Annotated in this window: 10 protein-coding genes; 7 read left to right on the plus strand and 3 right to left on the minus strand. The window is 35.8% G+C overall.

The window, feature by feature from the left end; genetic code table 11:
- Positions 1 to 19: 19 nt before the first annotated feature.
- The 4 genes from QWY78_RS14655 (at position 20) to QWY78_RS14670 (ending at position 4431) form a co-directional block, all read left to right on the plus strand.
- The gene (locus QWY78_RS14655) at positions 20 to 625 is read left to right on the plus strand and encodes an energy transducer TonB (protein WP_290221260.1); all 606 of its coding nucleotides are present in this window, start codon (positions 20 to 22) and stop codon (positions 623 to 625) included.
- A gap of 55 nt (positions 626 to 680) precedes the next feature.
- Complete coding sequence (locus QWY78_RS14660) at positions 681 to 1226, plus strand: DUF3575 domain-containing protein (RefSeq protein WP_290221261.1); 546 nt, start codon at positions 681 to 683, stop codon at positions 1224 to 1226.
- A 119-nt stretch (positions 1227 to 1345) separates the two neighbouring features.
- Positions 1346 to 1777, plus strand: a complete 432-nt coding sequence (locus tag QWY78_RS14665) for a nucleoside deaminase (protein ID WP_290221263.1) — start codon at positions 1346 to 1348, stop codon at positions 1775 to 1777.
- A 2-nt stretch (positions 1778 to 1779) separates the two neighbouring features.
- A complete protein-coding gene (locus tag QWY78_RS14670) occupies positions 1780 to 4431 on the plus strand; it encodes a DEAD/DEAH box helicase family protein (protein ID WP_290221265.1) in 2652 nt (883 codons plus the stop codon).
- Between the two features lie 30 nt (positions 4432 to 4461).
- Here the strand turns inward: QWY78_RS14670 and QWY78_RS14675 are convergent, their stop codons facing one another.
- Positions 4462 to 5223 carry a type III pantothenate kinase gene (locus QWY78_RS14675; protein ID WP_290221267.1) on the minus strand — a complete coding sequence of 254 codons (762 nt, stop codon included), beginning with the start codon at positions 5221 to 5223 and terminating at the stop codon, positions 4462 to 4464.
- A 220-nt stretch (positions 5224 to 5443) separates the two neighbouring features.
- Between QWY78_RS14675 and QWY78_RS14680 the strand changes: the two genes are divergently transcribed.
- Entirely contained in the window at positions 5444 to 6271 is an 828-nt protein-coding gene (locus tag QWY78_RS14680) for a M23 family metallopeptidase (RefSeq protein WP_290221269.1), read from the plus strand.
- 128 nt (positions 6272 to 6399) lie between these two features.
- On the opposite strand, the gene QWY78_RS14685 is transcribed toward QWY78_RS14680, so the two are convergent.
- Positions 6400 to 8244, minus strand: coding sequence for a M1 family metallopeptidase (locus QWY78_RS14685; RefSeq protein WP_290221271.1), 1845 nt, complete (start codon positions 8242 to 8244; stop codon positions 6400 to 6402).
- Positions 8245 to 8348: 104 nt separating this feature from the next.
- The gene (locus QWY78_RS14690) at positions 8349 to 10031 is read right to left on the minus strand and encodes a DUF6909 family protein (RefSeq protein ID WP_290221273.1); all 1683 of its coding nucleotides are present in this window, start codon (positions 10029 to 10031) and stop codon (positions 8349 to 8351) included.
- Between the two features lie 303 nt (positions 10032 to 10334).
- Between QWY78_RS14690 and QWY78_RS14695 the strand changes: the two genes are divergently transcribed.
- Entirely contained in the window at positions 10335 to 12533 is a 2199-nt protein-coding gene (locus tag QWY78_RS14695; RefSeq protein WP_290221276.1) for a glutamine synthetase III family protein, read from the plus strand.
- A gap of 326 nt (positions 12534 to 12859) precedes the next feature.
- A complete protein-coding gene (locus QWY78_RS14700; RefSeq protein WP_290221279.1) occupies positions 12860 to 13552 on the plus strand; it encodes a C40 family peptidase in 693 nt (230 codons plus the stop codon).
- The last annotated feature ends 68 nt before the right edge of the window (positions 13553 to 13620 follow it).

Below are 13620 nucleotides of genomic sequence, written 5' to 3' on the forward strand. Positions count from 1 at the left end.
ATCCTTAAGTTTATTTTTTTTGTGTTTTCTCTTTTTTTCCTTCGCACAGCAGAATGAAGAGTTTAAACAAGTCAAAAAATTTTATGATTATCAACGGTTGATCTTGAATAAAGAATTCAAAAAACGGTTCGATAAAGAGCTCAATTCTGTAAATAAAGTTGCCATACAAAGCGATTTTCAAGAATTTATGGTGAAACTCGATAGCATTCAGAATAATGCCTTGGTCTATGCGTTGGTTCGTGTAAAAATACGCGAAGATTTAAATCGGTTTCAACTTCGCGATGATTCAACCATTCGCATGAATCATCCCAAAGCTAGTTTTACCCATAATGCCAACTATCCTGGTGGTTTCGAGCTCATGCGCAAGCAAATTATTGATTTGTTCTACACCGATGCCATTTTGACCGACCAAAAGATAATGAGGACAGATCTGCTTTTTGTTGTTGAAAAAGATGGATCAATTAGCTCAGTCAAGGCAGAAGGGGATAATTTTAGCTTTAACCGCCAGGCCGAGATCGCTCTTTATCTGCTTCCGGAAAAATTTGAGCCTGCATTCATCAATGGTACAGCAGTTCGTTATCGATTTAGATTACCTGTTGCCATGGATTTTGAATATCAAAAATAAATTGACTGGAAATCAATTTTATATGACTATTAATTTTATATTTGATAAAAAAAATATGAAGAAATTATTACTGATTACCTCCTTGGTTTTTGCGATGAATGCTCAGGCACAAGAAACTACTACCGAAAGGCAAAATGACATTATGATTAGCCCGATCGAATTGATCGCTAGTCCAGCGTTGAATATTTCATATGAAAGACTTTTGAATAAAGATTCGGGCATTGGTATTAATGTAGTCGTGCTATTAGACAATACTAATGAGGGAGATGGGTTACAATCTCAGATTTCCCCTTACTACCGAATGTATTTCGGTAAAAAATATTCCGCGGGATTTTTTGTGGAGGGTTTTATTCCCATTACCATGTCAAATGATTACGTGTACACTCCTTACGTTGGCCCCGGTTATTACCAGTCCTCTTATTTCTATGAGAAAAACACCACCATTGGCGCTGGAATTGGTTTTGGTGGAAAATGGGTTGCCAGACGAAATATTGTATTTGAAGCAAGTATCGGAATTGCCAGAAGATTTGGAATGAGCAACGACTATGACGACACCCCAATCACAGGAAAAGGAATGCTCGGTATTGGTTATCGTTTCTAAAATTTTTGAAATAGTAAAAGAAAAGGTTTAGTTTTGTACTGAACCTTTTCTTTTTAAGTTAATAAAAGAGCCATGAAAAAAGTAAAGAGAGCCAAGTTTCAAAAATCAAAAAATGATATATGTTTACCGACGAATATTACATGAAAATGGCTTTACAAGAAGCCGAAATTGCCTTGGAAAAAGAGGAAGTCCCCATTGGCTGCATCATTGTATCCAACAACAGAATTATCGCAAAAGCACATAACCTTACCGAAACTTTAAACGACGTAACTGCACATGCAGAAATGCAAGCAATCACTTCTGCAGCTAATTATCTTGGCGGTAAATATTTGCAAAAGTGTACACTTTATGTCACTTTAGAACCTTGTGTAATGTGTTGTGGCGCATTGAATTGGAGCCAAATTTCCAAAGTCGTAATCGGCGCCAGAGACGAACAACGAGGTTTCATCAATAAAAATTTACAACTTCACCCGAAAACCGAAATCATGACCGGAATTATGGAAAATGAATGCTCGGTGATCGTGAAGGAATTTTTTAAGAATAGAAGATAAAGTTGGAGTTTTTTCCCGAAAATATCAACTTCAAATTTTCTTGGAGGAAATACCAAAAAGAACTCTTAGATGAATTACACATTCATTTAAAGAATAATCATTTTCACATAATTGCACCTCCGGGTTCTGGGAAAACGATTTTAGGATTAGAGGTAATGCGCCGTGTTGGCAAACCAACGCTTATTTTCGCACCAACAATTTCAATAAAAAATCAATGGATAGAAAGGTTTTGTGAACTTTTTCTAAAGACCAACGAAGTTCCAGAGTGGATTTCTACGGATCTTAGAAACCCTGGATTTCTAACAATTACTACTTATCAAGCGTTGCATGCTGCAACCAAAACCGATGGTGATTGTAATGATATTTTAAAGAAAATAAAAAAGCAACAGGTGAACTGTCTTCTTTTTGATGAAGCTCATCATTTAAAAAAAGAATGGTATAAATCTTTGCAGAAACTGAAGGGAAACCTCAACTGTAAAGTAATTGCTTTAACCGCAACACCGCCGTACGATGTAGATTATGCAGAGTGGCGAAATTATATTGATTTGAATGGGCCGATCGATGCAGAAATTTTTGTTCCGGATCTTTTATTAGAGAAAAATCTGTGTCCACATCAGGATTTTGTCCATTATAGTTTTCCAAGCGTTGAAGAATATGAAGCCATTGAAAAACAAAAAGAAAAGTCGGATTCTATTTTTAATGAAATTTCCAATGATTCTGCAATCATTACAGAATTACAAAAACTACCCTTTTTTATTGATCCTGAAAAAAATGAAGCTGCGATATTCGAAAATATTGGTTTCTACTCTTCAGTGCTTATTTTTCTGAAAAACCATCACTTCAAAATCTCAAATCAGCATTTAGAAATTATCGGAAACGAGTCTGTAAACATTCCCGCTTTTAATCAAGAATGGGCAGAAATATTGCTGAATTATATTTTATTTGAAGACCAAAAATACTTTAATCATCTTATTGAATTTAAAGAACAGCTTTTACAGAAATTGATAAGAAATGGCGTTATAGATGATGACAAAGTTAAGTTTTCGAGGAATGAAAGTGTAAATACCAAATTGATTAATAGCATTAGTAAATTAAATTCCATCAAAGAAATCGTAGATTTCGAACATAAGAAGTTGCAAGAAAAACTTCGTTTGGTCATATTGACGGATTACATTAGGAATGAATATTTAAGTAATTCGGTTACGAACGAGATCGAACTAAAAAGAATTGGGGTTTTGTCTATTTTCGAAAAGCTCCGACGAGAAAACTCCGCCAGAAAAAAAATTGCAGTTCTTGCCGGGTCTGTTGTAATTCTTCCAAAAGAGTGCAAAGGTTTTTTTTTGGAAAAAGCAAAGCTGCGAAAAACAGAAAATTTAGAGTTTATAGATGTAAGCTTTGATGCGAATTATTTTCAATTCCACCAAAACACTTTTTTAAACAATCAAATAGTAGCGATTGTTACGGAGATTTTTACTGAAGGAAAAATTGAAATTATTATAGACACAAAATCCCTACTCGGTGAAGGTTGGGACGCTCCTTGTATTAATTCTTTAATCTTAGCAAGCTTCGTTGGATCTTTCGTTTTATCGAATCAAATGCGTGGTAGAGCGATACGAACAGAGAATGCTAACCCCGAAAAAACAGCAAATATTTGGCATTTGGTATGTCTCAATCCGATTGATGAAAATTTCGGCGAAGATTTTTTAGTAATGAAAAGGCGATTCAAAAGTTTTGTAGGAATTGATTATTCGCAATTTCCCATTATTCAGAATTCATTTGACAGGGTTCGTTTTAAAATGAATTTTTTCAGTTTTAATGATATTTGGAAAATCAATAACGAAACATTTAGAGTGGCTTCTGAACGACAAAATCTACAAAAAAGATGGGATTTCGCAATTGCAAGCGGAACCCATATGGTTGAAGAAATAAAAATCCCTTTTTCTGAAAATACTTCGTTTATCAGAACAAAAAAATTTTATTACAACAAAACGGTAAAAAATGTTTTGCTTACTTTGTTTTCAGGGGTTTTAGGATTTGGTGGACAAGCGATTTCTAGTTTTTTAAATAATTTGAGGAACATTACCACGCTTCGAGAATTGGGTTTTTTACTAAGTACTTTTGGTTTAGTTGGGGTCTTCGTTTTCGGTGGGTATTCTTTCAAAGCAGTAAAATTGTGGTGGCGTTATCAAAACATCAGCAAAGATTTTTTAAATATTGGAACTTCACTTTTGAAAAGTTTACAATTTGAAGGAGCCATCAAAAATGATAAAAAAATTCTGGTAGAAACAGAATCCGATGAAAATGGATTGGTAATTTGTAATCTTAAAAACGCAACTACTCAGGAAAACAGCGTTTTTCTTCATGCTTTACAAGAATTGGTATCACCCATTGATAAACCAAGATATGTACTTTTCAGACAAGATCGATTTTTGTTTTTTCTCTTTAAAAAAGACTATCACGCAGTTCCTGAAATCCTTGGCAGAAATAAAAAAAACGCAGCGTTTTTCCTTAAAGAATGGAATAATCGGGTCGGAAATGCTCAGTTATTTTTCACCCAAAATACAGCAGGAAGAAAAACGCTCATCAAAGCGAGATTCAGTTGTTATGCTTCTAATTTTCAGAATAAATCTGAAATTGTAAACGAGTGGAAATAGCAACATACTTTCTATAATTTAATGAAGATTTTACAAACCTTTGCCCAAATAATACAATCCTTTTAAAGTATGAAGGCGATCTGCAATGTGAATTTTCTCCGTTAATGGTTTGTAAACATGTGAAACTCCACCAGTTGCGATGACGAAGCACTCGTCTTTTACCTCTTCATTGATGCGGTCTACAAATCCTTCGACCATGCCCAAATATCCGTAAACCATCCCGCTTTGCATACAAGAAACCGTGTCGAGACCGAGAACGGTTTTGGGTTTTACCAATTCTATTTCCGGCAATTGTGCGGTGTCGTGAATTAAGGAGTTGAGTGCGGTAATAATTCCCGGAGCGATAATCACACCCAGAGTTTCGCCACTTTGGTCTATGCAGCTGGCTGTCAACGCGGTACCGAAATCAAAAATAATTTTCTTTTTTGTAGAAGGATAGAGGTGATGTGCAGCGACCAAATTTGCGTAAATATCGGTACCCATTTGTTTTGATTTTGGCTGTACTCCAGATTTCGTAGCTCGATCGACGATGATTGGGTTTTTGCCATGAATTTTTTTAATCGCTCTGGCAATATCGTGGGTTAATTGTGGGACTACAGAACCAATAATAATTTTTTCAATCTTTACTGCTTCGATTTTATGGGTCTGATACATCATCATAAACTGCATTTGCAGTTCGTCGCTGGTACGGTACGGTTTGGTATTTAAAATCCAGGATATATCACAATTATCACCATCAAATAATCCGAATCTGATGTTGGTATTTCCTATATTAATGACGATGGAGTTCATGAAAAATAATTTTATTTAATTTTAAAACCTTGCATTCAAAATTTATTCGGTTAAAAAACGATTCTATAAATGTGATTCTGCAAACAATTTAAAAAGTTCATTTTATCTTTGCTAATAAATGTTTTGTGAATATAACAAAACACGATGAATTATTACTTGCTTTATTAAACAAAACTCTTATTTTTGACAAATTTAATTTTAAAAAGACAGCCAAATTGCCATGAAAAAAATATTTATTTTTACTTTTATTTTTCAATTTATACTCGGTTATTCTCAGAAAAACATTAAAATGTTTTTTGAGAATAAAAGTGATACTATCAGTTATTACGCAGATAACCCAGATGTTTACCCTGTTTCTATCGTGTTTTCAGGTCAGCCAGAATTAGAAAATATGAGGAATGCAGAAACGTTTAGAACCACGCAGATATTGTCACCAAAAACGACAAGGAATAAAGTTGCAATTTTTGTAAAAATCGATAAAACTAAAAAATGGGGAATAAAGAAGATGCCAAGTTATTTTTCCTATCTCGGTGATGTTTCTATAAAGTCGTATGATGCGAATTATAAATATGATTTACCCTTTAAAAAAGGAAAATCTTTTGAAGTTTGGCAAGGATATAACGGAAATTTTTCTCACCGAAATGAAAACGCTTTAGATTTCGTGATGCCAATAGGAACGGAGATTGTTGCAGCGAGAGATGGATTGGTGATCGATGAGGTGCATGTAAATAATAGAGGTTGCGCAACCGAAAGTTGCGCGAATTTTGGAAACTATATCAGTGTTTTACATTCCGATGGAACTATTGCGCAATATTATCATTTAAAACAAAATGGAGTTTTGGTGAAAATTGGAGATACCGTAAAACAAGGTGATACCATCGGAATCAGTGGAAATACAGGTTGGAGCAATGGTCCGCATTTGCACTTTGTTTGTTTTCTTCCGAGTGCAGACCATAAAAAAACGACCATCAAAACTTTGTTTAGAACTGGGGACGGAAGTAAAACGGAATTTTTAACGGAGAAAAAAATCTATTCGAAGAACTATTAAAATCCCTATATTTAATAGGAACTGCAAAATTTTAAGCATACTTTACATGAGCGATTTAATTCACCTTTAACTCGTGGACAAATCTCAAATTAACTCCAAATGGCTCTTCTAACTTTTTCCTTGGCTCTTTATTTCACTTCTACCAAATTATCTTCCAAATTCACATCGGCTAATCTTTGAGAGAAATCAATACCCAATGCAGAAATCTGTGATTTGCTGTATGGAATGGTTAAGGTATATTCTTTCTGAGTCCACGGCCAGTAGGGAATTGTTTTGAAATCACCGTAAATGTCTTTCGATTTCCAAGTTTGGGTCATATTCAAAGGAATTTGAAAATTTACTACTTTTTTATCCGCTGTTAATATGGAGAAATCAATAGGCATGGGAATTGTCCCTTTGTTTTCCAATGTGATGGTTGTAGAATTTTCATCATATTTTACCTCTTTAATTCCATAATCAATTGTTTTCGTCGTATTAATCCAGTAATGATGAAACCATTTTAAATCCATACCCGAAATTTTCTGTGCAATATTCATGAAATCTCTATCGGTTGGATGTTTCAAATTCCATTCGTTATAAAATGTTCTCATCACCAAGGCCAAATTCTGCTCACCCATGATATAACCCAACTGCACTAAAAAAAGTTCCCCTTTGTAGTAGGTTGCAAATGAATAGGCGTTGCCATTGTCGTGATGATCTCCCAGCCAACCGGCAGGTTCTTCAATTCCTCTCTTTACAAAATTTCTGTAACGATCGATACTGGTGGTAAATGGATTGGCTTGTGGTGATTTTGGGGGGAATAACTGATGCATGATAATATCATCATAATAGCTGGTGAAACCTTCATCCATCCAAGGTCGCATGCTTTCATTGTAGGCCATGATTTGTTGATTGTAAGAATGACCGCCTTCGTGAACCATTAACCCAACTAATCCGTCTAAAGTTCTTGCTTCTCCCAGCATCATGGTACACATCCCATATTCCATCCCTCCGTCTCCACCTTGAATAAAGGAGTACGAGGGATATACATACCTTCCGAATGTCGCATTCATTATTTGAAAAAATTGGGTTACAAAAGGTTTTGATTCTTCCCAATATTTGGTCTTTTCAGATTTTTGATAAACGTAATATACTTTTGGTCCATTCAGAACAACAAAGGAATCCACCGTATAATCACGATCGGCAGCCCAGGCAAAATCCAGTAAATTTTTCGCGGTCCATTTCCAAGTTGTTTTGTTGTTTTTATCCGTCTTAAGGGTGGCTTTTGGATCATAACCTTTTACTTCCAAAGGATTTTCTAATGTTCCTCCTGCGCCAATCACATAATTTTTATCGATTTTTATGTTCACTTCATAATCAGAAAACGGTGCGTGAAATTCTCTTCCAATATAATCGAAAGTGGCCCAACCATCATAATCATACTCTGCAATTTTAGGATACCACTGCGTGACCGTCATGTCAATTCCTTCTCGGTTATTTCTACCTGCACGGCGAATCTGCATGGGAATTACGGCATCCCACTCCATCGTAAATAAGGTTGATGAATTCGCTTTAAGCGGCGAATTTAAATACACTTTCATGATGGTTTCCTGAATTTCGAACTTCAGATCTTTTCCATTTTGTTTAATCCAGTGAATATTTTGAGCACCTTCTTCATCTTTTGGAATAGAAGCTAAAGTTGAAACACCATTTATTTGTAACCTTGAATCGCCATTCTTTCCTTGGCTCGTCACTCTTTGATCCATCATGGAACCTGGTTTAAATGCATTCCAATAGAGGTGAAAATAAACAACATTTAATTCATCGGGTGAATTGTTGGTGTAGGTTAATGTTTGCTTTCCCTCGTAGGTGTAGTTTTTTGCATCAACATCAATATCCATTTTGTATTTGGCATGTTGTTGAGAATAGGCATTCTTTTGCGCAGATAGCAAGCCGAAAAATAAAGTTAGAATAATAAAAAACCCTTTGTTCATAGTATTTTTAATTTTGAAAGGGAAAGATAAGAATTTTTGTATTTATAGACTGTTTTATGGCAAAAAAAACCCTTTCAGCTCGATAGCGCTAAAAGGGTTTGGGTTTATTTTTTAGAAACCATTCCGCTTGCTAAAATTTTCTCTAAAATTCTCAATGTAATCAGATAGGTTGGCTTCACACCAGTTAGTCCTAAACCGCCGGAAGAAAGGGTAGAACCCGTTTCCAACGGATTGTCTGACGCGTAATAAGCGTACATCACGAATAGATCTTCGGAGATATGATGACGAATTTTGGAAGCAACCTGAATGGCTTTTTGATAATGTGCTCCTTCCATTTCCAGCCCGATCGCTTTCCAGGAAGTTTCCATAAAATATTTAAGAATATCTTTATTTTGAAGCGAAGTCCCGAGAACAGTAACCATTCCACCTTCGAAGGCTTGTAATTCATCATCCTCAAAATCCGCTAATTTTAGCGCATTTTCAAATGGATAATTGTCTGCCGTTCCTTCAAAGACATGAGAGGTTGGTATCATAATGTCTCCTTTTCCGCCCATCAAAATTCCGGCTTTCCCCATAATTGAAATTGATTTCACCTTCATGGTATAGATTTCACCATTGAAGTCATACGGGCGTAAAAGTTCATCCATCACTTCATAAGCTTGTTCACCAAAGGCATAGTCAAAAACCATAATCACGTCATCTCCGCCATATTTCATTCCTGCAAAGGGCGTGTTCTTTAAATCGGTTTTAGACAAATCGATAATCTGAACGTCAATATTACTTCCGCTTTGATCGTCGATATAAATCAAACCTGCTTCTTGGGAGTGAGCGAGTATTTTTTCCTGCAAGGATTTCTTGTTAGAAATTTCTTCGTACATCTTGTAATCTACGTTTTTCGTAACTTTTTTCCCAATAGAATCGTTTGCGTAAAGCATGTTTTTCACCGAGTGCATATTGGCGGAAATAATGTGTAAAGGTCTCATATGCAGATTGTTTTCTGCTAAAACCTGTTTTACTTTATTCGCCCATTTTTCACCAAAAAAGTGATGTCCTACTCGTTCTCTTAGAATTGCCGAAAAGTGAACTTCTCTTTCTCTTATTTTTTTATAGTCATTAAAGCTTTCATCACCCAAGTGGTAGATGATTTTGAATAATCGGTCGGGATTTTGATCATCGCCGAAACTGTTATAAGCATTTAATGTTTCATCAAAAGTTCGTCCCAATAGGGATGAAAGATGAATTAATGCAACTTCTTTTTCTTTTCTGCTGAGTTTTTTCTCACCCGTTGCAACCTCTTCAATTATTTTCCAAGCTCTGCTCGGCTTATCGCCGTGTTCAGAAATAAAGGCCAGCTTGCGAATTTTATCAGCTTCTATATATAAGAAGGTAAGGTGCGTGAGGATATCGTAGATTTCTGAACGGCCCAACAGAACTTCAATGTTCATTTGATGTTCATCAATACGATAACAATTTCTTCTTCTCTTTTTAGGAACGATCACTTCGAAACTTCCTTTGTCAAAGCCTTCATCAGAGGTAAGGTGAATGAACGAGCATTCCTCAATTCCTTCTGGGAGTCGATCCAAAACATAAAGAAGTCCGTCTAACTCTATTTTGTTAGGAACTCCCATCGTTCCATAAATTTCTGGGTTGATTGTTGTAAGTAGGGATCGAAGACTTTCTCCTGAGATCCCGGCTGGTTTGAAAAAACCGCGATAGAATAAATGACGCATAGAAACATACAGTCGCTCGATAGCTTCGGTGGTTTCTCTAGCTCTTGAATTTACCATAGTGTAAAATTTCATACAAATATAAGGAATTAGTTCTGATTTATACATTCCTCATTAGATGGTCTTTATATTTAATAATTTCTTAATCGGTGGTTTACAATGACCATTTTTAACTGTTTATTTGCTTTTTTATTTGAGATGTATTTCCTTTTAAATCAATAAAATCACAAATGTTTTAATTATAGTGAAAGTGAATTGTCTTTTGTTGTTTAATTTTTTTTATCTATGACCCCATAATTTTTGAGGTATTTTTATTTCGTTTTTATATTTTTTGTACTTTTACCCCATCAAAAACAACATCAAATGTCAAATTTAAGATTTAAAGCGCTAGAATTGCTTTCTCAAAAAGATTATAGAAAAGAAAATGCGGTCGAAGTTCCGGCAAAATTATCTTCTCTTTTTTGTGAAAACGTTTTTTCAGAAGAAACGATGAGGGAGTATTTAACGCATGAAGCATTTGCCTCCATTCAAAACGCCATTAAAAGCGGCGTGAAAATTCAACGGGATGTTGCTGATCAAATTGCCGTAGCGATGAAAGATTGGTCTCTGAGCAAAGGGGTTACTCATTATACACACTGGTTTCAACCGTTAACAGGTTCTACTGCCGAAAAACATGATTCTTTCTTTACTCCCTTTGAAAGTGATCGCGCTATAGAAAGGTTTTCGGGCGGGATGCTGATTCAGCAAGAACCCGATGCGTCATCATTTCCTAACGGAGGGATCAGAAATACTTTTGAAGCACGTGGCTATACCGCTTGGGATCCTACTTCGCCGGCTTTTATCATGGGAACTACGCTCTGTATTCCTTCTATCTTCATTTCCTACACAGGGGAAACACTGGATTATAAAGCACCATTATTGCGAGCTTTACATGCAGTTGACGAAGCGGCCACGGATATTTGTCGCTCTTATTTTGACAAAAATGTAACCAAAGTAAGTCCAACCTTAGGGTGGGAACAGGAGTATTTCTTGGTTGATTCTGCCTTATACCAGTCCCGACCAGATTTAGTAATTACAGGAAAAACCCTTTTGGGACATTCACCAGCTAAAGGTCAACAATTAGATGATCATTATTTTGGGTCGATTCCTACCAGAGTCATGAACTTCATGAAAGAATTAGAAATTAAATCAATTCAATTAGGTATTCCCGTAACTACTCGGCATAATGAAGTGGCTCCCAATCAATTTGAATTGGCACCGATGTTTGAAGAGGTAAATGTGGCGGTTGACCATAATTCATTATTAATGGATCTAATGGCGAGGGTCGCACACAAACATCATTTTCATATTTTATTTCACGAGAAACCATTTGCCGGAGTAAACGGAAGTGGAAAACATAATAACTGGAGTTTGGCCACCGATACCGGCGAGAACCTGTTGAGCCCAGGCAAGAATCCTAAAAAGAATTTACAGTTTTTAACTTTTTTCGTCAATACCCTCAAAGCAGTTCATGATTATGCAGATTTATTACGGGTAAGTATTGCTTCTGCCGGAAACGATCACCGTTTGGGTGCGAATGAAGCGCCGCCTGCGATAATTTCTGCTTTCATCGGCTCTCAGCTATTCGGTGTGTTAGAAGAACTTGAAAAAGTAAAAGACGGAAAACTATCCCCAGAAGAAAAAACAGATTTGAAGCTGAATGTTGTTGGGAAAATTCCGAATATTTTACTCGACAATACCGACAGAAACAGAACTTCACCTTTTGCTTTTACGGGAAATAAATTTGAAATTAGAGCAGTGGGCTCCTCTGCAAATTGTGCCGAGGTGATGACTGTTATGAATGCCATCGCTGCTAAGCAGTTTAAAATGTTCAAAGTAGAAGTTGATGCCCTGGTAGAAAGTGGTTTAAAAAAAGACGAAGCCATTTTTAATGTCTTGCGGGAATATATTAAAGTCTCGAAAAACATCATGTTTGAAGGAGATGGTTATTCGGAAGAATGGGCTATTGAAGCTGCAAAGAGGGGATTGAACAATCTGAAAACAACACCACAAGCACTGAGTAGAGAGTTGGATCCAAAATTTATAGCATTGTATGAAGAGCTTGGGATTTATACCCACCGCGAAATGGAAGCCAGAAATGAAATTAAACTAGAGAAGTATTCTAGCGTAATTGCCATCGAAGCCAGAGTGCTTGCCGATATTGCGAGAAATCATATTATTCCTTGCGCTCTTAATTATCAAAACCGTCTTATTGAAAATGTAAAAGGATTGAAAGAAATCTTCGGCGATGAGGAGTTTCAAACCTTAGCCAAAGAGCAGATGAGTTTGATTAGAGACATTTCAGGTCACGTAAGCATTATCAAAATAGGAGTAGAAAATCTGTTGAAGGCAATTGCCGAGGCGAAGTCAAAGGACTCATCGCGCGAAATGGCTGAGTCTTTTTGTGAAGAGGTGATTCCTTTCTTTGCTACCATTAGAAACTCATCGGATGAACTAGAAATGATGGTGGATGACGAATTATGGCCAATGACAAAATACCGTGAATTACTGTTTACAAAATAACATTAAACAAACTATCCTTAGAGAAGCCCCATTAAATGGGGCTTTTCTTTATTATTTTAATTCAATTTTCAGTCAATAGAAGAATTCAATAAAGTTGATAGATTAAAAATATAAATGTTAACAAATCTTAATGGAACTAAAATCGCAACCCCTTAAATAAAGGGATTGCGGGGATTATTCTTTTAACATTATTAAAAATACTGTTAAAATGTGTTAAAGTGCTAGGCTGATTAGGGTGTTTTCACCCTCAGTTTTGCTGTAATACCTACTTTTGTATTGCTTTTTAAATGAAAATATTACGTTTTAACACGGAGAATCAAATATATATGAAGAAAAGAGTTTTGTTTTATTGTGCCGCTGTGTTTGCTACATTATCAATGCAATCTTGTGTTACCAACTATGTAGTTTCCACGCCAACAACTTACGTTAACGAATACAAATCAAATGCCAAACTAGCTTCGATAGATAATAAGAAACTTGCACTAGCAAAAGACCAACTATTGAGCAGCTTCAAAGATGAGCAATTTGCCACAGGAAAGAGTTTAGAGAATATTGTTAAAAATGAGGAAATTGCAAAAGCAGTTCGTTTCTCAAAAAAAATAGATGATATTTTAACCGAAGCCGAAACCTATTTAGGAACTCCTTATAGATATGGCGGAATGACAAGACGGGGAATTGACTGTTCTGCCTTCGTTTTATCAGTATTCGGTGCAAGTGCTGGCATGACGCTACCAAGAGTTGCAGCTTCCCAAGCACAAGAAGGTGAGAAAGTAGAAAAAAACAACCTTCAGAAAGGAGACCTGGTTTTCTTTTCACACGGTAAAGGAAGAATCTCACACGTAGGAATCGTAGAAAGCATAACAGATGACGGCCAAGTGAAATTTATTCACGCCGCAACTTCCAAAGGAGTGATGATCTCCTCACTGGATGATTCTTATTGGGGACCTAGATTTAGATTTGCCAAAAGAGTTTTATCACAAGATGTTTTTAATGACAACGTTGCAAATAATATAAATTAAATAATTGATATTCCAAGAAAACCACCTTTTATGGTGGTTTTTTTATGCGTCGTAATCAGGAGTAACAA

The organism is Kaistella yonginensis (assembly GCF_030409525.1).
GTDB lineage: Bacteria > Bacteroidota > Bacteroidia > Flavobacteriales > Weeksellaceae > Kaistella > Kaistella yonginensis.

Bases quoted from the DNA above. Each gene is read 5' to 3' on its own strand.
- QWY78_RS14660 (WP_290221261.1), top strand. From the start codon at position 681: ATGAAGAAATTATTACTGATTACCTCCTTGGTTTTTGCGATGAATGCT.
- QWY78_RS14665 (WP_290221263.1), top strand. From the start codon at position 1,346: ATGTTTACCGACGAATATTACATGAAAATGGCTTTACAAGAAGCCGAA.
- QWY78_RS14675 (WP_290221267.1), bottom strand. From the start codon at position 5,223: ATGAACTCCATCGTCATTAATATAGGAAATACCAACATCAGATTCGGA.
- QWY78_RS14680 (WP_290221269.1), top strand. From the start codon at position 5,444: ATGAAAAAAATATTTATTTTTACTTTTATTTTTCAATTTATACTCGGT.
- QWY78_RS14685 (WP_290221271.1), bottom strand. From the start codon at position 8,244: ATGAACAAAGGGTTTTTTATTATTCTAACTTTATTTTTCGGCTTGCTA.
- QWY78_RS14690 (WP_290221273.1), bottom strand. From the start codon at position 10,031: ATGGTAAATTCAAGAGCTAGAGAAACCACCGAAGCTATCGAGCGACTG.
- QWY78_RS14695 (WP_290221276.1), top strand. From the start codon at position 10,335: ATGTCAAATTTAAGATTTAAAGCGCTAGAATTGCTTTCTCAAAAAGAT.
- QWY78_RS14700 (WP_290221279.1), top strand. From the start codon at position 12,860: ATGAAGAAAAGAGTTTTGTTTTATTGTGCCGCTGTGTTTGCTACATTA.